Below are 19,318 nucleotides of genomic sequence, written 5' to 3'. Positions count from 1 at the left end.
AGGGGGCATGCCATGGCCTAGACCACGACGTTGACCAGGCGGCCAGGCACCACGATCACCTTCTTGGGCACGGCACCGTTGGTGAACTTCTGGCATTCCTCGTTGGCCAGGGCAATGCGCTCGATCTCGGCCTTGTCGGCCGTCGAGGACACCAGGATGGCCCCGCGCAGCTTGCCGTTGACCTGCAGCACCAGGGAGATCTCGTCCTGCACCAGGGCCTGGGGATCGACCTGGGGCCAGGGCGCATCCAGCACGTCGCCCAGGTCGGCGGCGTAGCCCAGCTCGCTCCACAGCGCATGGGCCAGGTGGGGCGTGGCCGGGTAGAGCACGCGCAGCAGGATGCCGAAGCCTTCGATCAGCGCCACCTGGGCGCCCGCGTCGTCGAAGGACTTGAAGTCCTCCAGCGCGTTGATCATCTTCATGGCGCCCGAGACCACGGTGTTGTACTGCATGCGCTGGTAGTCGTACTCCACCTGCTTGAGCACGGTATGGATCTCCAGGCGCAGGGACTTGGCGGCCTTGCCGAACTCCACGTCGTCCAGCGACTTGGCGCCGGCCACGCTTTGCACGGCACCGGCCATGTCCATCTGCGACAGCCTGGCGCCGAAGTTGTAGACGCGGCGCAGGAAGCGGTAGCTGCCTTCGACGGCGGCATCGTTCCACTCCAGCGTCAGCTCGGGTGGCGCAGTGAACATGGTGTACAGGCGCGCGGTGTCGGCGCCGTACTTCTCGATCAACTCCTGCGGATCGATGCCGTTGTTCTTGGACTTGGACATGGTGCCCACGCCCTCGTAGTCGATGTCCGTGCCCACGGGCAGCAGGCCATCGGCGCTGTCCACCTCGGCCTTGAGCCTGGCGCCCACGATCTTGCCGGTCTCGTCGAACACATGCTCGACATCCTTGGGCCAGAAGTACTCCTTGGCACCCTTGGCCGTGCGGCGGCTGTAGATGTGGTTGAGCACCATGCCCTGGGTCAGCAGCTTGGTGAAGGGCTCATCGACCTTGACCAGGCCCAGGTCGCGCATGACCTTGGTCCAGAAGCGCGCGTACAGCAGGTGCAGGATGGCGTGCTCGATGCCGCCGATGTACTGGTCCATGCCGCTGCCGCCGGTGGCGGCATTCTGGTCCCGCATCCAGTACTCGGCACCTTCCGCTACCATCTGCTCGCCGTTTCTGGCGTCGCAATAGCGCATGAAGTACCAGGACGAGTCCACGAAGGTGTCCATGGTGTCGGTCTCGCGGCGTGCGCTCTTGCCGCAGCAGGGGCAGACCACGCCGGCGTGGAAGGCTTCGCTCTTGACCAGGGGGTTGCCCGAGCCATCGGGCACCAGGTCCTGGGGCAGGACCACGGGCAGGTCCTTGGCGGGCACGGGCTGGGCGCCGCAGTCCTCGCAGTGGATGATGGGGATGGGCGTGCCCCAGTAGCGCTGGCGGCTCACGCCCCAGTCGCGCAGGCGCCAGGTGGTTTTCTTCTCGCCCAGGCCCTTGGCGGCCAGCAGCTCGGCGACCTTGTCCACGGCTGCGACATGGCCCAGCCCGTCGAGTTCGCCGGAATCGATGCAGGCAGCGCGCTGCTTGTCGCCGTACCAGTCGGCCCATGCCTCGGTGCTGAAGGTCTCGCCTTCGACCGCGATGACCTGGCGGATGGCGATGCCGTATTTCTTCGCAAAGGCGAAGTCACGCTCGTCATGCGCGGGCACGCCCATGACGGCGCCGTCGCCGTAGCTCATGAGCACGTAGTTGCCGACCCAGACCTCGACCTGGGCGCCCGTCAGCGGGTGCGTGACGAACAGGCCCGTGGGCAGGCCTTCCTTTTCCTTGAGCGCGAGTTCGGCCTCGGTGGTGCCGCCCTTCTTGCATTCATCGATGAAGGCCGCGAGCTTGGGCTGCGATGCCGCGGCATGCTGGGCCAGCGGATGCTCGGGCGCCACGGCGCAGAACGTCACGCCCATGATGGTGTCGGCACGCGTGGTGAACACGTACAGGCGGCCGTCCTGGATGGGCTGGCCGTCGGCGCCACGGATGTCGTGGGTGAACGCAAAGCGCACGCCGGAGCTCTTGCCGATCCAGTTTTCCTGCATCAGGCGGACTTTTTCAGGCCAGCCGGTCAGCGTGGCCTTGTCGCCGCCCACCTGGACATGGTCCAGCAGCTCCTGGGCGTAGTCGGTGATCTTCAGGTAGTAGCCGGGGATTTCGCGCTTTTCGACCGGCGCGCCCGTGCGCCAGCCGCGGCCGTCGATGACCTGCTCGTTGGCCAGCACGGTCTGGTCCACCGGGTCCCAGTTCACGACCTGGGTCTTGCGGTAGGCAATGCCCTTTTCCAGCATCTTCAGGAACAGCCACTGGTTCCACTTGTAGTAGTCGGGGTCGCAGGTGGCGATCTCGCGGCTCCAGTCGATGGCCAGCCCCATCGCCTGCATCTGCTTTTTCATGTAGGCGATGTTGTCGTAGGTCCACTGCGCGGGCGGCACCTTGTTCTTGAGCGCAGCGTTCTCGGCCGGCAGGCCGAAGGCGTCCCAGCCCATGGGCATGAGGACGTTGTAGCCCTTCATGCGCAGCTGGCGCGTCAGCATGTCGTTGATGGTGTAGTTGCGCACATGGCCCATGTGCAGCTTGCCGCTGGGGTAGGGCAGCATGGAGCAGGCGTAGAACTTGGGCTTGGCCTGGTCTTCGGTCACGCGGTAAGCGTCGCGGGCGGACCAGTGGTCTTGCGCTGCGCGCTCAACGTCGATGTGGTTGTATTTCTCTTGCATGGTGCTGCGGCCCAGGGGCCTGACAAGGTGGATTGCCGGAATCAACCGGCGATTTTAGGCCCCCGGCCCGGCCGCGCCCGAAGCCGCCCACAAGCCCGCAGGCGGTACTGCGTCATCGGCCCGCCGGCCACGGCGCGCTTGCCCGGCCTCTGCGCTGGGAAAAGCCGCGCTGCGTATGCTTGGAGCCCATCTGCGGCGCCTTGCCGCAGACGTTCCGCCATCGCCAGCCCGGACTTGCGCAGGAACGGATACGGACATCCCGGGCATGCCGCTTTCGCGCGGCAGGTTTTTCCGCGCCCTGGAGTTTTCTCTTGCTGAACTGGTCTTTGATTTCCGGCTGGGATCCTGTCATGCAGGCGCTGGCCGCGCTGTGCGCGCTGGTGCTGCTGGCCCGCTCGGCGGGGTTTGTCGTGCAATGGCTGCTGCTGCGCGTGCTTCCGCGCATGCGCAGCACGCTGGTGGAGATGGAATGGGCGCAGGTGCTGCTGCACGACAGCGTGCTGCAGCGGCTGGCCAAGGCCGTTCCTTCGCTGGTCATGCAGTCGGGCGTGCAGGCCATACCGCAGTTGCAGCCGCAGTGGGCCACGCTGATCCTGAACCTGGCCATCGCCTGCACCATCTATCACGTGGCCCGCGTGATCAGCGCCCTGCTCAACGCCATGAACGAGGCGCACGAGCTCAAGGAAGAGCGCAAGGCCACGCAGGCCCACTCGATCAAGAGCTATGTGCAGTTGGGCAAGCTGCTGGTGTTCCTGATCGCCATCGTGCTCATCGTCGCCACCCTGGTGGACCGCTCTCCGCTGCTGCTGCTGTCGGGCCTGGGCGCCGCCTCGGCCGTGCTGATGCTGATCTTCAAGGACACCATCATGTCCTTCGTGGCCGGCGTGCAGCTGGGCTCCAACGACATGCTGCGCGTGGGCGACTGGATAGAGATGCCCCAGGTCGGCGCCGATGGCTTCGTGATCGACATCGCGCTGCACACGGTGAAGGTGCAGAACTGGGACAAGACCATCACCACCATTCCGACCTGGCGGCTGATGAGCGACAGCTACAAGAACTGGCGCGGCATGTTCGAGTCGGGCGGGCGCCGCATCCGCCGCTCGCTGCACATAGACGCCCACACCATCCGCCTGCTGACGGCCGAGCAGCGGCAGAAATTGTCATTGCTTGAGCCTCTCAAGGACTATTGGAGCAGTGACGGCGGCCTGCGCATGGCCGACGCGCCGGCGGGCAGCGAGATGGCAGCGCAGCATCTGAGCAATCTGGCCGCGTTCAAGGCCTATGCATACGCCTACCTGCTGCGCCATCCGCACATCCACAAGACGCCGAACATGTTCCTGCTGGTGCGCACCATGGAGCCGTCGCCCATGGGGGTGCCGCTGGAGCTGTTTTGCTACACCAGCACCACGGTCTGGGTGGAGTACGAGGCCATACAGGGCGCGATCTTCGATCACCTGATCGGCATGCTGCCGCTGTTCGGGCTCAGTCTGTACCAGCGTTCCTCGGACCATGGCCAGCATCTGCGGCTGGCGGGCAGCGAGCGCTGGCCCGAAGGACAGGACGAGATGTGCGGGCGCAGGCCCGGCGGCGCTTGAGCGCTTCAGCGCCCGGCGCCGGTGGGCCCCAGGACGGCTGCGGATTTTCCATCCTGGTTCCGCGCCGGCTCGGCCACGAAGCCCATGCGCGTCAGCCCTGCCGCATGGGCCCAGCCCATGAGTTCGGCCACGCGGCCATAGGGCACGGCCTGGTCGGCGCGAAGTTGCAGTTCTGCCAGGGGGTTGCGTGCGCCGAGCTGTGCCAGGCGCTCGCGCAGCGCATCCGCCGTGGTGGGCTGGCCCTGCATCCAGAGCGCGCCCTCCGCGTCGACCTCCAGCAGCAACGCATCGTCCTCGCCAGCGGCGGCCATGGGCTGGGTGCCCTGGGCCTGGGGCAATTGCACGCGCAGCGAGGCGGCCAGCATGGGGGCCGCGAGGATGAAGATGACGACGAGCACCAGCATCACATCCACCAGCGGGGTGACGTTGATGGCGTGCATGGGCTGGGGGGCGCCCTCCTTGCCGCTCAATCGTCCAAAGGCCATGTGCGCTCCTGGTGAGCTGCCCGGTCAGGGCGCTTCCATGGGGCCGGCCGGCAGGCCGGCGACGGCCATGCCGTCATCGTGCTGCGCCTGCTCCGCCAGCTGGGTGCCGAACATGGCCTGCAGGTCATGGGCAAAGCCTTCGAGCAGGGCTTCCATCTGGGCGGCGGCGCGGCCCAGCAGGTTATAGGCCAGCACGGCCGGCAGGGCCACGGCCAGGCCGGCTGCCGTCATCACCAGGGCCTCGCCCACAGGGCCGGCCAGTTGCTCGATGCCGATCTGTCCGCTGCCGGCCAGCGTGGCCAGCGCGTGGTGAATGCCCCAGACGGTGCCCAGCAGGCCGACGAAGGGCGCCGTGGCGCCCACGGTGGCCAGCAGGGTCTGGCCCCATTGAAGCTGGTGGCTGGCCGACTGCAGCGCCTGGCGCAGGCCGCGGGTGAGGCGCACGGAGCGCGCTGCGCGCCCCGAGAGCGCCATGTCGCTGCCGCCCGTGGGCGCGAGGACCTGGGACACGGCCCCGGCCATGGGCGCCACCAGTTGCTGGCGATCGCCCTCGGCCATGCGGGCCTGGCCCGTGGCCAGGTCCGGCGCACTCCAGAAGGCCGCAATGGCCTGTGGAACGCGGCGCCGGCTGGCGGCCATGAACCAGATCTTCCAGACGATGACCACCCAGCTGGCCACCGACAGCGCCAGCAGCAGCAGCGCCGTGCCGCGCGCCACGGCGTCGCCTTGCTGCCACCAGAGCCAGAGTGGGCCGGTCATGGTCTTTATCTCGCCCGTATGGCCAAAGAGAGGTACGCGGCGCTACGGCCCTGGGTCTGTGTCATCACAGACCCAGGACATCGTTCATGTCGTACTGGCCCGTTGCCTTGCCTGCCAGGAAGCGCGCCGCCCGCAGGCTGCCCTGCGCATAGCCGGCACGGCTGCTGGACTTGTGCGAGATCTCGATGCGCTCGCCCGTGCCCGCGAACAGCACCGTGTGGTCGCCGATGATGTCGCCGCCGCGCACGGTGGCAAAGCCGATGGTGTTGTTCTCGCGCGCGCCGGTGTGGCCGAAGCGCTCGTAGACGGCGCGGTCGGCCAGATTCGTGCCCTGGGCTTCGGCGATGACCTCGCCCATCTTGAGGGCCGTGCCCGAGGGGGCATCGACCTTGTGGCGGTGATGGGCCTCGACGATTTCGATGTCGTAGCCGCTGGACAGCGCCTTGGCCGCCATCTCCAGCAGCTTGAAGGTGACGTTCACGCCCACGCTCATGTTGGGCGACAGCATCACGGCCGTGCGCTGGGCGTACTCGGCGATGCGGGCCTTTTGCTCGTCGCTGAAGCCCGTGGTGCCGATGACCAGCTTGACGCCCAGCTCGGCGCAGATGGCCAGGTGATCCATCGTGCCTTCGGGGCGCGTGAAGTCGATCAGGCAATCGGCCTTGGACAGCGCGGCACGCACATCGCTTTCGATGGCGATGCCGCTGGGCTGGCCGAGGAAGGCCGAGGGATCGGTGCCCAGCGAAGGGCTGTCGGCGCGGTCCAGCGCGGCGGCCAGCGCAAGGTCATCGCTTTGCGCGATGGCCTCGATCAGCATGCGGCCCATGCGGCCGGAGGCGCCGGCCACGGCCACGCGCAGGCGCTGGTTGTTGCTGGAGGAAGTGGCGGTCGTGGCGTTCATGTCGGGAAAGGGATACACAAGCTCAATGCATGGACAGCAGGCAACAGGGGCGCCAGACAGGCGCCGCGGCGGCCTTCATCCACGGAAAAACGCCCGCATGCCTTGCGGCGCGCGGGCGGCGATATCAACGGGCGCCGGATTCCAGTGGCGGGTAGCTGGCCGCCGCGGGTGGCGGCTCGGCGGCCACGGGCTCCTCCACGGGCTTGGCGACCGGGAACTTTGACAGCTGCTCCTCGCTGGCTTGCAGCGGCGGAATCTTGCCCAGCTTCTTCTTGGAGCCCAGGCTGGCGACGAATTCGGCCTCGGTAGGCATCTCGTCGCCTTCTGAGCGGGCGAACAGGTCGCCGTTGAAGAAGACGGTCAGCTTGCGCACCTGCGAATCGACGCCGGGGCGCTTGATGGTGAACACATATTCCCAGCGGTCGGCGTGGAATACGCTGGTGACCAGCGGCGTACCGAGAATGTCGCGCACCTGCTGGCGGCTCATGCCGGGCTGCAGGGCCTCGACCTGTTCACGGGAGACGAAGTTGCCTTGGACGACCTCGACCTTGTAGGGAGTGACGACATTGGCGACTCGGTGCGCGGCGCCATCGAGGCTGCTGCAGCCTGCCAGCGCCACCCCGATCGACAGCATCAGGGCCGCACTCGTGCGGCAACGGGCTTGAACATGCATTGGTATCAGCATAGGGATATGATCGTGGATCATTGTAGCGGCTGGTCCCTAGGGCTTGCGATCATGCGACGCCCCTGGCACCAGGGCCATTTTGTTCGCCGCCCCGCGCCTGCCATGGTGGCAGTCCAGCGGGCAGTCTCTGCCAAAGACCCAGACATGAAGAACATCGACGAACTCAAGAGTACCGGCCTGAAGGCCACGCTTCCCCGCCTGAAGATCCTGGAGATCTTCCAGACGGGCGCGCAACGCCACATGACGGCCGAGGACGTGTTCCGCGTGCTGCTGGACGAACGCTCGGACATCGGCCTGGCCACGGTCTACCGCGTGCTCACGCAGTTCGAGCAGGCCGGCATCCTCATCCGCAGCAATTTCGAGAGCGGCAAGGCCGTCTACGAACTCAATGAAGGCCAGCACCACGACCACTTCGTGTGCACCAGCTGCGGCAAGGTCGAGGAGTTCTACGATCCCGATATCGAAAAGCGCCAGAACCTGATCGCCAAGGCCAAGGGCTGGGTGATCCAGGACCATTCGATGGCGCTGTACGGACACTGCGCGGAGTGCGCAAGCCGGGCAAGCAAGTAAGGCCGGGTTCCTCAGAAAAAGCGGAGTGCTTCACACTCCGCTTTTTTTTGCCTTTTACTTTTTGCTACCGGCGCTTTACAGGGCGAAGCACATGTGCGGAGGATGCTGGCGTCCAATGGATGCCCCCTACCCACCGAGACACCATGCGCCGCACATCGCCGTTTGCCATCGCTCTCACGTTCTGCGCCATCATCCTGGCCACGGGCTGCGCGCCCCTGCAGGCGCCGCCCTCCTCCGCAACGCCCGCACTCCAGGCCCTGCCCGATGCGCCCCTCACCGCCGCGCAGCGCCAGCAATGGCTGGACCGCGTGACCTGGGGCGCCAACGACAGCGAGGATGCGCAGCTGCAGCGCCTGGGCCTCAAGGCCTGGCTGGCCCGGCAACTGCAGCCGGGGCCTCAGCCGCTGCCCGCGCAGGCGCAGCAGCGCATTGACGGGCTGGACATCAGCCAGCGCCCCATGGAGCAGGTGCTGCAGGAACTGAGCGACCAGCGCAAGGCCGTGCAGGAGGCGGCATCGGCCGATGAGAAGGCCACGCTGCAGCAGGCCTACCAGCGCACGCTGAACCAGTTGGGCAACGATGCCCAGAAGCGCTTCGTGATTCGCGCCCTGTACTCGCCGGCGCAGTTGCAGGAGCAGATGACCTGGTTCTGGATGAACCATTTCAGCGTCAGCCTGCGCAAGTCCGATATCCGCGCCTGGGTGGGCGACTACGAGGAGCAGGCCATACGCCCGCATGCGCTGGGCAGCTTTCGCAGCCTGCTGGAAGCCTCGCTGCGCCACCCGGCCATGCTGCGCTACCTGGACAACGCCAGCAATGCGGCGGGCCGCATCAACGAGAACTACGCGCGCGAACTGCTGGAGCTGCACACCATGGGCGTGGGCAGCGGCTACACCCAGGCCGATGTGCAGGAGATGGCGCGCATCCTGACTGGCGTGGGCATCAGCCTGCAGCCGGCAGGCACGCCGCCGCCACGCATGCGCCCCGAGCGCCAGGGCGACTACCTGCGCTCGGGCTTCTTCGAGTTCAACCCCAACCGGCACGACTACGGCCCCAAGTCCTTCCTGGGCCAGCCCATGCACGCACGCGGCATGGCCGAGGTCCAGGAGGCGCTGGACCGCATCGTCGCCTCGCCGGCCACGGCGCAGTTCATCGCGCGCAAGCTGGCGGTGTTCTTCATTGCCGACGATCCGCCGCCGGCCCTGGTGCAGCGCACGGCACAGGCCTTCACGCGCAGCCGGGGCAACATCGCGGCCACCGTGGCCGCATTGCTGACCGATCCCGAGGCCGCGCGCTTTGGCCGCAAGTTCCGCGACCCGCTGCACTACGTGCTGGCCGCCACGCGGCTGTCAGTGGAGCAGCGGGTGGCGGCCGACGTGGCGCCCGTGCTGGGCTGGATCAACCGGCTGGGCCAGAACCTCTACGCACACGAGACGCCGGACGGCTATCCGCAGATGCAGTCCGACTGGGCCAGCTCGGGCCAGATGGCGGCGCGCTTCGAGGTGGCGCGCCAGATCGCCACGCGCAGCGCCGTGCTGTTCCGCGCCGACCCCAAGGAGGCGCTGGAGAAGCCGCCCTACCCCACGCTGTCGGAACGGGCCAGCGTGCGCCAGCGCCTGCCGCTGTGGAGCCAGGCCACGCAGGCGGCACTGGCCCAGGCCCGCAATCCGGCGGACTGGAATACCTACTTCCTGTCCGCGCCCGAGATGATGTTCCGCTGAACCCCGGAGACTTTCCATGCAGCGACGCCACTTCCTGACCATGGCATCGGCCCTGCCCTTTGCCGCCCACCTGGGCCGGCTGCAGGCGGCCACACCCCAGCAGGCCACGCCGCGCCTGCTGCTGGTGTTTCTGCGCGGCGCATATGACTGCAACAGTCTGCTGGTGCCCACGCACAGCGACTTCTACTACGAGGCCCGCCCCAGCATCGCCATCCCCCGTCCCGGCGAGGCCGGTGGCGCGCTGGCGCTGGATGGCCGCTGGGGCCTGCACCCGATGCTGGAGGACAGCATCCATCCGCTGTTCCAGGCCGGCCAGGCCTGCTTCGTGCCGTTTGCGGGCACGCACGACCTGTCGCGCAGCCATTTCGAGACGCAGGACTCCATCGAAATGGGCCAGGACCTGGACGGGCGCCGCAGCTACCAGTCGGGCTTTCTGAACCGGCTGGCCCAGGTGCTGGGGCAGGACGGGCGGGGCCCGGTGTCGCCCATGGCCTTCACGCCGCAGTTGCCGCTGCTGCTGCGCGGCAGCCTGCCGGCCGCCAACATGGCGCTGGCATCCGTGGGCAAGGGCGGCCTGGACGATCGCCGCAGCCAGGCCATTGCCGCCATGTACGCGGGCACCGCCCTGGGCCCGGCCGTGCAGGAGGGCTTTGCCGTGCGTGATGCCGTGCAGCGCAGCGTGCAGGAAGAGATGGACCAGGCCGGGCGCAATGCCATCAGCGCACGCGGCTTTGCCCTGGTGGCGCAGCGCATGGCGGCCCTGATGCGCGAGCGCTTCGACCTGGGCTTCGTCGATGTGGGAGGCTGGGACACGCACGTGGCCCAGGGCGGCGCCACGGGCGCGCTGGCCGGGCGGCTGGACGAGCTGGGCCGGGGCCTGGCCGGCTTTGCCCAGGAGATAGGCCCCGAGGCCTGGCGGCATACGGTGGTGGTGGTGATCAGCGAGTTCGGCCGCACCTTCCGCGAGAACGGCAACAAGGGCACGGACCACGGCCACGGCACGACCTACTGGCTGCTGGGCGGCGGGCTGTCCTCGCATGCGGGCGGGCGCATCGTGGGCGAGCAGGTCGAGGTCAACCAGAAAAACCTGTTCCAGAACCGCGACCATCCCGTGCTCAACGAGTACCGCGCCGTGCTGGGCGGCCTGTTCCAGCGCATGTATGGATTGAGCCCGGCACAGCTGCAGCGCGTGTTCGAGGGCGTCACGCCCCGCGATCTTCAGTTCATCTGACCATCTGACTAAGCTGCAGGGCCTGCAGGGAACGGCAATGGCGCCGGCACGGCCACGCCGGCCAGCTTGTCGGGGTTGCGCAGCGTGTAGATGCGACGGATCAGGCCGTCCTCGACCAGCAGCGTCTGCACGGACTCCAGTTCGCCGTCAATGCAGCGCAGCAGGCCCGGCAGGCCGTTGACGCGCGCCAGATGCAGGCTCTGGCGCTGGCCGTTGCGCCGCATGCGGCGCGTGGTGGCGAAGTACAGCAGGGCCAGGCGCCGGCCCGTCTCCAGCACGCGGCCGAAGGAGGGCACCTTGCCGCCGCCGTCGCTGATGAGTTCGGCATCGGGCGCGAACAGCGCCTGGATCTGTGCGAAGTTTCCGCCCTGCACGGCCTGCGCAAAGCGCTGCAGCAATGCAGCATGGGCCTCGGGCGGCGCCGCAAAGCGCGGGCGGCCGGCCTGTACATGGCTGCGCGCGCGGTGCACCAGCTGGCGGCAGGCGGCCTCGCTGCGGCCCAGGGCCTGGGCCACCTCGGCATAGTCGGCATCGAAGATCTCGCGCAGCAAAAAGGCGGCGCGCTCGTCGGGCGTGAGCTGCTCGAGCACGAACATCAGGGCCGTGGACACGTCGTGGGCACGCTCCAGCAGGTCTTCGGCCGAGGGCGCGGACTCCTCGGCCCAAGGCTGGACCAGGGGCTCGGGCAGCCAGAAGCCCTGGTAGTGCTCGCGCTCGGCGCGCAGGCGGCGCAGCCGGTCTATGGCCAGGCGCGTGGTCACGGAAACCAGCCAGGCCTCGGGCTGCGCTATGCCGGCACGCTCGGCGCCATGCCAGCGCAGCCAGGCTTCCTGGACCAGGTCTTCGGCATCGGCGCGCTGGCCGAGCATGCGGTAGGCCAGGCCGAACAGGCGCGGGCGGTGGCGCTCGAACAGCGCCAGGGGAGCATCGGTGGCGGAGGGGGTTTGCATGCCATCAAGACGCACGAGCGCGGCGTTTTGTGACAGACAGGGTCGGCATGGACTCAGTGGGACAGCGGAGCCTGCAGCACGCTGGGATCGGTGTGGATCAGCTCCAGCGGGTAGCGGCGGCCGGCCAGGTAGTCCTCGATGCTTTGCATCACCAGCGGGCTGCGGTGCAGGGCGGTGCAGGCCTTGAGCTCGCCCAGCGTCATCCAGACCGTGCGGATGATGCCGTCATCCAGAGGCTGGCCGGCCCGGAAGTCGCCCAGCTCGCCCGTGAAGGCAAAGCGCAGATAGGTGATGTCGGAGCCGGTGCGCGTGCGCACGAAGCGGTTCAGGTAGACACCGACCAGGGCCGTGGGCACGAAGTCGTGCGCGGTCTCCTCATCGACCTCGCGCACACAGGCGGTGATGGGCGACTCGGCGGGGTCGAGATGGCCGGCAGGGGTGTTGTAGCGCACGCCATCGGCCGTGTCTTCTTCCACCAGCAGAAAACGGCCATCGCGCTCAATGATGGCCGCCACAGTGACATTGGGTTTCCAGCGATCGGGCATGGCGCGCATTATGACCAGAGGCGGCCGGCCCGTCCCCGGCCAAAACCCCCATCAGCGGACCCCGCTGCCCTGCTCCCTGGGCATGGCCGGCGGCGGCGCGGGCCTGAGCACCAGCCACAGCGCCAGCGCGATCAGCCCGCCGCCACCCGCATGCGCCAGCGTGGCGGGCTCACCCAGCAGCAGCCAGCCCCAGGCCACGCCGAACAGCGGAATCAGGAAGGTGACTGTCAGCGCCTTCAGCGGCCCCACATCGGCGATCAGGCGGAAATACAACACATAGGCCAGGGCCGTGCACAACAGGCCCAGCACCAGCATGGCAACCCAGACCTTCAGGGGTACGGCTACCCAGGCCATGGGCGCCTGTGGCTCCTGCCACAACTGCCAGAGCAGGAAGGGCAGCAGCACCAGCACCGCGCCGCACTGGCTGCCCAGCGCAACGATGCGGCTGTCCAGCCCGCCGCCAGCGGTGATCCAGCGCCGCGTCAGAAAACCCGCGGCTGCATAGCAGGCCGTGGCCACCAGGCAGGCCGCGATGCCCAGCAGCACCTCGGCCGTCAGCGCCACCGGGCCGGCCTGGGCCAGGACGGCCACGCCGGCCAGGCCTACGCAGACACCCGCCACCCGCGCCGCCGTGATGCGCTCGCCAAAGGCCAGGGCGCCCAGGAGCACGCCCATCAGAGGCGTGGTGGCGTTGAGGATGGCGCTGTAGCCGGCCGGCAGGCTGCGCGCGGCCAGCGCATACATGAGAAAGGGAACGCCCGAATTCACCACGCCCAGCGCCATGGATGGCATCAGAAGGCCCTGGAAGCGCGGGCGCAGCCGCAGCACGGCCAGCAGCAGTGCCAGCCCTGCCGCGCCCAGCAGCACCCGCACGAAGGCCGTGGGCAGGGCACCCAGCGCGGGCACGACCACGCGCAGCAGCACGAAGCTGCCGCCCCACAGGGCGGCAAGGGCGAGAAGACGCAACAGGCTGGAAAGGGGCATGGCGGCGCGCTCGGGTGTGGGGGTGGCAAGGATTGTCCAGGCGGCGCGCCGGCCGGACAAACGTTTTTTCCGAGCAGGCCGCGCCTGCCGCGCCGGCAAACCTAGAGCACCCTGATCATGTACAGGGCCCCTTCGCCGTAGCTGTCCAGCCGCTGCTGCTGCTGCGGGCTTGCCAGCGCCTGCACGGCATAGCCATGGCGCTCCCAGTAGCCGCGCGAGCCCTGCACCGAGACCAGGGCCGTGTGGCGCAGGCCCTCGGCGCGCGCCCGCTCCCACAGCGGTGCCAGCAGCGCGCGCGCCAGGCCCTGGCCTGCGGCCTCGGGGTGCACGGCCATGTCGTGCAGGTAGAGGGTGTCGGCCTGCTCCACGGCTTCGAAGTCACCGTGCAGCGGGGTGATCTTGGCCATCCGGCTGCGGTAGGCCGCGAGGTAGGCGCGCACCCGGCCGCCCTGTTCCAGCGCCAGCGAGCAGTTCGCCGTGCTGGCCAGGCGCCGCGCAAAGACCTCGCCGCTCTCGGCATAGTCGGCGCCATAGCAGGCCAGCTGGATGCCCAGCAGATCGGACAGGTCGGCAGCAGTCAGTGCGCGGACATGGAAGCGGTCAGCGAGGGGCGGGGGAGAAGACATGGAGAGGTCATTTGAGCGCCGATGGCAGGCCCGCCAGGGTAAGCGATGGCCCATGCCCCAGCACGCCCTGCCGGAATCGGTGCTGCCGGTGCAGTCAATCCTTCCAGCGCTCGCGTATGTCTTCCAGCTGCGGGCGCAGGCCGATGAACAGCGGCACCAGGCGCGGGTCGAAGTGGGCGCCGGCCTGCTGCTCTATGTGCTCCATGGCGTCGTCCACGGTCCAGGCGTGCTTGTAGGGGCGCTCCGTGGTGAGCGCGTCGAACACGTCGGCCACGGCCACGATGCGCGAGGCCAGCGGGATGTCCTCGCCCGCCAGGCCCTGCGGGTAGCCCGTGCCGTCCCACTTTTCATGGTGGGTCAGCGCGATGCTGTAGGCCATCTGCAGCACCTGGGAGTCGTGCTCGCCGATGATCTCGGCGCCGATCTGCGGATGGCGGCGCATGACCGTCCACTCCTCGGCCGTCAGCGGGCCGTTCTTGAGCAGGATGGCGTCGGGGATGCCGATCTTGCCCACGTCGTGCATGGGCGCGGCGTTGAGCAGGTCGTCCGCCCATTCGTCGGTGCAGCCGGCCGCCAGCGCCAACGTCTTTGCGTAGTGGCTCATGCGGATCACGTGCATGCCGGTTTCGTTGTCGCGGTACTCGGCCGCGCGGCCCAGGCGCTGCACGATCTGCAGCCGCGTGCTGCGCAGCTCGTCGAGCTTGACCAGCGACAGGTGGTTGCGCACCCGCGCGCGCACCACGGGAGCACGCACGGGCTTGACGATGTAGTCCACCGCGCCCGAGGCAAAGCCCAGCGCCTCGTCCTGCCCGTCCGACAGGGCCGTGATGAAGATCACCGGGATGCGGGCGGTGTCGGCCTGTGCCTTGAGCTGGCGGCACACGGCGTAGCCGTCCAGCTCGGGCATCATGATGTCCAGCAGGATCAGGTCCGGCTGGTGCTGTGCCAGCTGCAGTGCCTTGCGTCCGTCCGTGGCGAACGAGAGCCGGTAGTCCTCGCCCAGGATCTGGCGCAGCACATGCAGGTTGGTCGGGTCGTCATCGACCAGCAGCAGGCGCGGGCGCTTGTCCGTTGCCAGTAGATTGGGCGCATTCATGCTCTGTCTCCATCGATCGAGGGCAGTTGCTGCTGCAGCTGCTGGGCGCATTCCTGCGCACGCTCGAAGTCGAAATTATCCAGTGCCTGCTGCAGTGGTTGCAGCTGATCGGCCGTCAGCATGCGCACCAGGGCCTGCATGGCCTGCCCGTCCAGCTCCCCGCTTTGCAATGCGGCAACGATGCGCTCCAGCCAGGGCCGGGCATCGGCCGGCAGGCAGGACGCGCCGCCCTGTGGCCCGGCATCGGCCACGGGCGGCACCGGTGCCATGCCGCCGGGCAGCGTCTGGCCCGCGACCTCGGCCACCGGCATGGCGGCCGGATGGCGCTGGCGCAGCTCCTGCGCCACCGCATCCAAAGCCTGCTGCAACTGGTCGATGAGGGCAAGCAGCTGCGGCTGCGCGGCGCCATCCTGCGCATGGCCTTCCAGGCGCGATGCCAGGCGGTATACGGCCTGCAGCCCCAGGTTGCCTGCCGCGCCGCGCACGCGGTGCGCCAGGCCCACCAGGGCCTCGGTCCCCGGGCGCTGCAGGGCGCGGCGCAGGCGATCGGCCAGGTCAAGCTGCTCGTTCAGAAAGCGCCGTATGGCGGCCACCAGCGGATCGACCCGGCCCCACAGCGCAATGCCCGAGGCCCAGTCCACCGTGACATCGGGCAGCCCCGCCTGGGCACTGGCGGGCGCAGGCGGCCTGGCCTCCTTGAGCGCCACCTGCAGCGACAGCAGCCGCGCGATCTCGGCCTGCAGCCGCGCCATGTCCAGCGGCTTGGAGGCAAAGCCGTCCATGCCGGCGGCGCTGGCGTCGCTGCGGTCCTTCTCCAGCACGCTGGCCGACAGCGCGACGATGGGCACGGGCCGGCGCTGCAGCTGCCGCTCCCAGACACGGATGGCACGCGCCGCCGCCAGGCCGTCCATGCCCGGCATCTGCAGGTCCATCAGTACCACGTCGAAGGGCGGCTCCTGCGCCTGCACGCAGCGCAGCGCCTCGGCGCCGTCGTGGGCCAGCACCATCTGGTGGTTCTGGCTGGAGAAGTTGATCTGCAGCAGCTCCAGGTTCTCGGGCACATCGTCCACGGCCAGGATGTGCAGCGGCGGCAGGCCGCGGCTGACGGCGCCGCGCTCGGACAGCGGGCTCTCGCCCACCGGCAAGGGCAGGCGCACCTCGAACACCGTGCCCACGCCCACCGTGCTGTGCAGCTGGATGCTGCCGCCCATGAGCTCGGCCAGCTGGCGCGATATGGTCGTGCCCAGGCCCGTGCCGCCAAAGCGCCGCGTGGTAGAGGCATCGGCCTGGGCGAAGGGGTCGAAGATGCGGTGGATCTTCTCGGGCGCGATGCCGATGCCCGTGTCATGCACATCGAGCTGCAGCACGCCCTGCTCGTAGCGCACGCGCAGCAGCACATGGCCGCGCTCGGTGAACTTCACGGCATTGCCCAGCAGGTTCACCAGGATCTGCTGCACGCGCATGCCGTCGCCGCGCAGGGCCGCCGGCGTGTGCGGGTCGTAGTCCAGGCGCAGGTCCAGGCCCTTGCGGTCGGCCGTGATGCGCAGCGACGCCAGGATTTGCTGGCACAGCTCGCGCACCGAAAAATCCTCGATCTCCAGCTCCACCGCGCCCTTGTCGAGCTTGGCCGTGTCCAGGATGTCGTTGAGCAGTCGCAGCATGGAGCGCGCCGCGTAGTGCACCGTGTCCAGGTAGCGCGCCTGCGTGGGCTGCAGGGCGGTCTCGCGCAGCGCCTCGGTGAAGCCGATGATGGCGTTCATGGGCGTGCGGATTTCGTGGCTCATGTTGGCCAGGAAGGTGCTGCGCGCGGCGGCGGCCGCCTCGGCATGCTCCTTGGCCAGCACCAGCTCCTGGGCCAGCTTGCGCTGGGCGCTGATGTCGGTGAGCAGCTTGACGATCTTGTAGGGCCGGCCGTCGGCGTCGCGTATGGGGTTGTAGGTGGCCTGCACCCAGATGCGCCGCCCCTCGCGCCCGCAGCGCAGGAACTCGCCGGCCTGGAACTCGCCCTCGGCCAGGCGGCGCCAGAACTGCACATGCTCGGGCGTGTGGGCATAGCCGGGCTCGCAGAACATGCCGTGGTGGCGGCCCGCGACCTCGTCGAGCCGGTAGCCGAACAGGTCCAGGAAATTGCGGTTGGCACGCAGCACATGGCCCAGCAGGTCGTACTCGATGGTGGCCAGCGACAGGTCGATGGCGCGCACCGTGCCCTCGAACTCGGCATTGCGCGCGCGCGCCGCCGTCTGGTCCATGATCACGCCGTCGATCCAGGTCAGCTCGTCGTGCTCGTTGAAGACGCCGCGCCCGGTCTCGGACACCCAGCGGGTGCTGCCGTCGCGGTGCAGCAGGCGGTAGTCGGCGTTGTAGGTCTGGCGCCGTGACAGCGAATGCGAGACCGCAGTCTCCAGCCGGTCGCGGTCCTCGGCATGGATGAGCCGGTCCCAGCCCGTGAGTCCGTCCGTGAAGTCCTGCTCCGTCCAGCCGGTCAGCTCCTTGATGGAGCGGCTGAGCAGCAGCGGCGTCCACTTGCCGTCGTACAGGCAGCGGAAGGTGGTGCCCGGCACGTTGTTGATCAGGGTGCGGTACTGCTCCTCGCTGCGGCGCAGCGACTGCAGCATCTGGCGGCGCTCGCGGATGTCGGTCACAAAGCCCACGAACAGCGGATCGCCCGCAATCGCCACCCGGCCCACGGCCAGGCGCACGGCGATCTGCGTGCCGTCCTTGTGCAGGGCGTGGACATCGCGGCTGGAGCCGAGCAGGCCTGCAAAGCCCGCGGCCAGCTGCTTTTCCAGCGAACCGCCCCCGCCATCGCAGCCCGACGCAGGCATGAGCAGGCTGGCGCTGCGGCCCAGCACCTCCTGCGCCGTCCAGCCCAGCAGCCGCTCGGCCGCGCCGTTGAACGAGACGATGCTGCCGCTCCCGTCGATCATCACGATGCCGTCCACGGCCGTATCCACCACGGCGCGCAGGCGCGACTCGCTGCGCTGGACCTGCCGGTAGATCTGGCGGTAGCGCAGCGTCATGTTGACCGCCAGCACCAGGCCGAAGATCAGCACCACCACGCCCACGATGGAGAACACCAGCAGCGCATGCGTGGGCGCCTCCTGCTGCGCCAGCGCATCGATCCCGGGCTTGAGGCGCAGTGCGTACAGGCCTGCATAGTGCATGCAGGAGATGGCCAGGCCCATGACCGTGCCGGCCACCAGGGTGGGCCACAGGCGGCCCGTGTTGCCCAGCCGAAAGCGCACCCACAGCGACAGCATGGCCATGGTGGCGGCCACGATCACCGACAGCAACACGCCCCAGGGGTCGTAGAGCATCAGGCTCCAGGTCTGGGCCGCCGCCATGCCGATGTAGTGCATGGAGCCAATGCCCAGCCCCATGAGCACGCCGCCGCCGACCAGCGCCTGGACGGACAGCCGGGGCCGCACCATCAGCGCCAGCGCCAGCCAGGACGCCAGCATGCTGGGCAGCATGGACAGCGCGGTGATCCAGGGGTCGTAGTCGCCGAAGGTGCAGGGCACAAAGGCGAGCATGCCGATGAAGTGCATGGCCCAGATGCCCGCGCCCAGGCAGAAGGCGCCGGTCAGCACGCCGGTGCGGCGTATCCGGGGCGAGGCGGCATTGCGCGCCAGCCCCGCGATCTGCATGGCCATCATCGACGTGGCCACGGCCACCACCACCGACAGCGCCACCAGGCCCGGATGCAGCCACTGGAACCACTGCGGATGGGGTGCCCACCCGAGCACGAAGATCTCGTCCCAATTCATGGCGCCCCCCCTGAATGGCACAGGGCCACGGCACCTGCCTGTCCGCCATCGATAGTCTTCATGTATTTGATAATCATTTTCGATTGGCCTTGGCTATTAATCACGCCTAGCATGGAGTCTCATCACGAGAAAAGCCCCGAGGAAAGCCCCATGACCCGCATCCGCCAGACCTTGCACCACCATCGCCACACGCTGATGAAAACCGCCAGCTACTACGTCATCCACGTCACCGTGGCGGCGGCCGTGGCCTATGCCGTGACCCGCAACCTCTGGGCCGCGCTGACGCTCAGCCTGCTGGAGCCCACCGTCCAGGCCGTGGCCTTCTTCTTCCATGAAAAGCTCTGGGAACGGGGCCTGCGTCGCCGTACCGATGCCGCCGCCGTGATGGCGCCGCCCACGGCTGCAGCCTGAACCTGCCGGGAGTACGGAGATGACCATGCCCATACCGACACCCATGCAGCCGCTTGGCGCAGACTCATTCGGGAAGTGGCTGGCCGAGACCCTGGCCAGGATGGTCGATGGCGGCATGGGCTGAAACCCGGCCCCGCCGTGGCGGCAAGAGAAGTGGATATGGCGGCGCATGGTGGCAAGAACCCGGGAAATGCGAAATCGTTGGTATCAAGGCGCTGCTCGTGCGGCCCAGGGCCGAC

The 19,318-nt window shown here is 68.4% G+C and carries 16 protein-coding genes; 5 read left to right on the top strand and 11 right to left on the bottom strand.

The window, feature by feature from the left end:
* Positions 1–17: 17 nt before the first annotated feature.
* Positions 18–2,753, bottom strand: a complete 2,736-nt coding sequence (gene leuS / locus A9976_RS09455; protein ID WP_183018788.1) for a leucine--tRNA ligase — start codon at positions 2,751–2,753, stop codon at positions 18–20.
* A 350-nt stretch (positions 2,754–3,103) separates the two neighbouring features.
* Here leuS and A9976_RS09450 point away from each other — a divergent pair, with 350 nt between their 5' ends.
* On the top strand, positions 3,104–4,348 hold the full coding sequence (locus tag A9976_RS09450) for a mechanosensitive ion channel family protein (protein ID WP_183018794.1): 1,245 nt from the start codon (positions 3,104–3,106) through the stop codon (positions 4,346–4,348).
* Positions 4,349–4,353: 5 nt separating this feature from the next.
* Here A9976_RS09450 and A9976_RS09445 read toward each other — a convergent pair whose 3' ends face one another.
* The 4 genes from A9976_RS09445 to A9976_RS09430 form a co-directional block, all read right to left on the bottom strand.
* A complete protein-coding gene (locus tag A9976_RS09445; RefSeq protein WP_183018787.1) occupies positions 4,354–4,833 on the bottom strand; it encodes a biopolymer transporter ExbD in 480 nt (159 codons plus the stop codon).
* A 24-nt stretch (positions 4,834–4,857) separates the two neighbouring features.
* Positions 4,858–5,592, bottom strand: a complete 735-nt coding sequence (locus A9976_RS09440) for a MotA/TolQ/ExbB proton channel family protein (protein ID WP_183018786.1) — start codon at positions 5,590–5,592, stop codon at positions 4,858–4,860.
* Positions 5,593–5,656: 64 nt separating this feature from the next.
* Entirely contained in the window at positions 5,657–6,493 is an 837-nt protein-coding gene (gene dapB, locus A9976_RS09435; RefSeq protein WP_183018785.1) for a 4-hydroxy-tetrahydrodipicolinate reductase, read from the bottom strand.
* Positions 6,494–6,617: 124 nt separating this feature from the next.
* A complete protein-coding gene (locus tag A9976_RS09430; protein ID WP_183018784.1) occupies positions 6,618–7,166 on the bottom strand; it encodes an outer membrane protein assembly factor BamE in 549 nt (182 codons plus the stop codon).
* 156 nt (positions 7,167–7,322) lie between these two features.
* Between A9976_RS09430 and fur the strand changes: the two genes are divergently transcribed.
* The 3 genes from fur (at position 7,323) to A9976_RS09415 (ending at position 10,700) form a co-directional block, all read left to right on the top strand.
* Positions 7,323–7,748: a ferric iron uptake transcriptional regulator gene (gene fur, locus A9976_RS09425; protein ID WP_034397437.1), complete on the top strand. Its 426-nt coding sequence runs from the start codon at positions 7,323–7,325 to the stop codon at positions 7,746–7,748.
* Between the two features lie 143 nt (positions 7,749–7,891).
* Positions 7,892–9,469, top strand: coding sequence for a DUF1800 domain-containing protein (locus A9976_RS09420; protein WP_183018783.1), 1,578 nt, complete (start codon positions 7,892–7,894; stop codon positions 9,467–9,469).
* Positions 9,470–9,485: 16 nt separating this feature from the next.
* The gene (locus A9976_RS09415; RefSeq protein ID WP_183018782.1) at positions 9,486–10,700 is read left to right on the top strand and encodes a DUF1501 domain-containing protein; all 1,215 of its coding nucleotides are present in this window, start codon (positions 9,486–9,488) and stop codon (positions 10,698–10,700) included.
* A gap of 8 nt (positions 10,701–10,708) precedes the next feature.
* On the opposite strand, the gene sigJ is transcribed toward A9976_RS09415, so the two are convergent.
* The 6 genes from sigJ to A9976_RS09385 all read right to left on the bottom strand — a co-directional run bounded on the left by sigJ (position 10,709) and on the right by A9976_RS09385 (position 18,668).
* Positions 10,709–11,650: an RNA polymerase sigma factor SigJ gene (sigJ, locus tag A9976_RS09410; protein ID WP_183018781.1), complete on the bottom strand. Its 942-nt coding sequence runs from the start codon at positions 11,648–11,650 to the stop codon at positions 10,709–10,711.
* A 53-nt stretch (positions 11,651–11,703) separates the two neighbouring features.
* Positions 11,704–12,204 carry an NUDIX hydrolase gene (locus A9976_RS09405; RefSeq protein WP_183018780.1) on the bottom strand — a complete coding sequence of 167 codons (501 nt, stop codon included), beginning with the start codon at positions 12,202–12,204 and terminating at the stop codon, positions 11,704–11,706.
* A gap of 42 nt (positions 12,205–12,246) precedes the next feature.
* A complete protein-coding gene (locus tag A9976_RS09400) occupies positions 12,247–13,179 on the bottom strand; it encodes a DMT family transporter (RefSeq protein ID WP_183018779.1) in 933 nt (310 codons plus the stop codon).
* A 101-nt stretch (positions 13,180–13,280) separates the two neighbouring features.
* Complete coding sequence (locus A9976_RS09395; RefSeq protein ID WP_183018778.1) at positions 13,281–13,805, bottom strand: GNAT family N-acetyltransferase; 525 nt, start codon at positions 13,803–13,805, stop codon at positions 13,281–13,283.
* A 94-nt stretch (positions 13,806–13,899) separates the two neighbouring features.
* Positions 13,900–14,901: an HD-GYP domain-containing protein gene (locus A9976_RS09390; protein WP_012207812.1), complete on the bottom strand. Its 1,002-nt coding sequence runs from the start codon at positions 14,899–14,901 to the stop codon at positions 13,900–13,902.
* Positions 14,898–18,668, bottom strand: a complete 3,771-nt coding sequence (locus A9976_RS09385; RefSeq protein WP_183018777.1) for a PAS domain S-box protein — start codon at positions 18,666–18,668, stop codon at positions 14,898–14,900. Before A9976_RS09385 ends, A9976_RS09390 begins: the two co-directional genes overlap by 4 nt.
* 150 nt (positions 18,669–18,818) lie before the next feature.
* On the opposite strand from A9976_RS09385, the gene A9976_RS09380 reads away from it, so the two are divergent.
* Positions 18,819–19,079, top strand: coding sequence for a DUF2061 domain-containing protein (locus A9976_RS09380; protein ID WP_183018776.1), 261 nt, complete (start codon positions 18,819–18,821; stop codon positions 19,077–19,079).
* Positions 19,080–19,318: the final 239 nt, after the last annotated feature.

It is taken from the genome of Delftia sp. UME58, from assembly GCF_014170385.1.
GTDB lineage: Bacteria > Pseudomonadota > Gammaproteobacteria > Burkholderiales > Burkholderiaceae_C > Comamonas > Comamonas acidovorans.
Note: the sequence above shows the minus strand (reverse complement) of the source record. Positions and strands in the feature narration are given on the sequence as shown.

What these genes read in the sequence shown, in the direction of transcription:
- leuS (WP_183018788.1), bottom strand. Translation starts at nt 2,753, where the DNA reads ATGCAAGAGAAATACAACCACATCGACGTTGAGCGCGCAGCGCAAGAC.
- A9976_RS09450 (WP_183018794.1), top strand. Translation starts at nt 3,104, where the DNA reads ATGCAGGCGCTGGCCGCGCTGTGCGCGCTGGTGCTGCTGGCCCGCTCG.
- A9976_RS09445 (WP_183018787.1), bottom strand. Translation starts at nt 4,833, where the DNA reads ATGGCCTTTGGACGATTGAGCGGCAAGGAGGGCGCCCCCCAGCCCATG.
- A9976_RS09440 (WP_183018786.1), bottom strand. Translation starts at nt 5,592, where the DNA reads ATGACCGGCCCACTCTGGCTCTGGTGGCAGCAAGGCGACGCCGTGGCG.
- dapB (WP_183018785.1), bottom strand. Translation starts at nt 6,493, where the DNA reads ATGAACGCCACGACCGCCACTTCCTCCAGCAACAACCAGCGCCTGCGC.
- A9976_RS09430 (WP_183018784.1), bottom strand. Translation starts at nt 7,166, where the DNA reads ATGCATGTTCAAGCCCGTTGCCGCACGAGTGCGGCCCTGATGCTGTCG.
- fur (WP_034397437.1), top strand. Translation starts at nt 7,323, where the DNA reads ATGAAGAACATCGACGAACTCAAGAGTACCGGCCTGAAGGCCACGCTT.
- A9976_RS09420 (WP_183018783.1), top strand. Translation starts at nt 7,892, where the DNA reads ATGCGCCGCACATCGCCGTTTGCCATCGCTCTCACGTTCTGCGCCATC.
- A9976_RS09415 (WP_183018782.1), top strand. Translation starts at nt 9,486, where the DNA reads ATGCAGCGACGCCACTTCCTGACCATGGCATCGGCCCTGCCCTTTGCC.
- sigJ (WP_183018781.1), bottom strand. Translation starts at nt 11,650, where the DNA reads ATGCAAACCCCCTCCGCCACCGATGCTCCCCTGGCGCTGTTCGAGCGC.
- A9976_RS09405 (WP_183018780.1), bottom strand. Translation starts at nt 12,204, where the DNA reads ATGCGCGCCATGCCCGATCGCTGGAAACCCAATGTCACTGTGGCGGCC.
- A9976_RS09400 (WP_183018779.1), bottom strand. Translation starts at nt 13,179, where the DNA reads ATGCCCCTTTCCAGCCTGTTGCGTCTTCTCGCCCTTGCCGCCCTGTGG.
- A9976_RS09395 (WP_183018778.1), bottom strand. Translation starts at nt 13,805, where the DNA reads ATGTCTTCTCCCCCGCCCCTCGCTGACCGCTTCCATGTCCGCGCACTG.
- A9976_RS09390 (WP_012207812.1), bottom strand. Translation starts at nt 14,901, where the DNA reads ATGAATGCGCCCAATCTACTGGCAACGGACAAGCGCCCGCGCCTGCTG.
- A9976_RS09385 (WP_183018777.1), bottom strand. Translation starts at nt 18,668, where the DNA reads ATGAATTGGGACGAGATCTTCGTGCTCGGGTGGGCACCCCATCCGCAG.
- A9976_RS09380 (WP_183018776.1), top strand. Translation starts at nt 18,819, where the DNA reads ATGACCCGCATCCGCCAGACCTTGCACCACCATCGCCACACGCTGATG.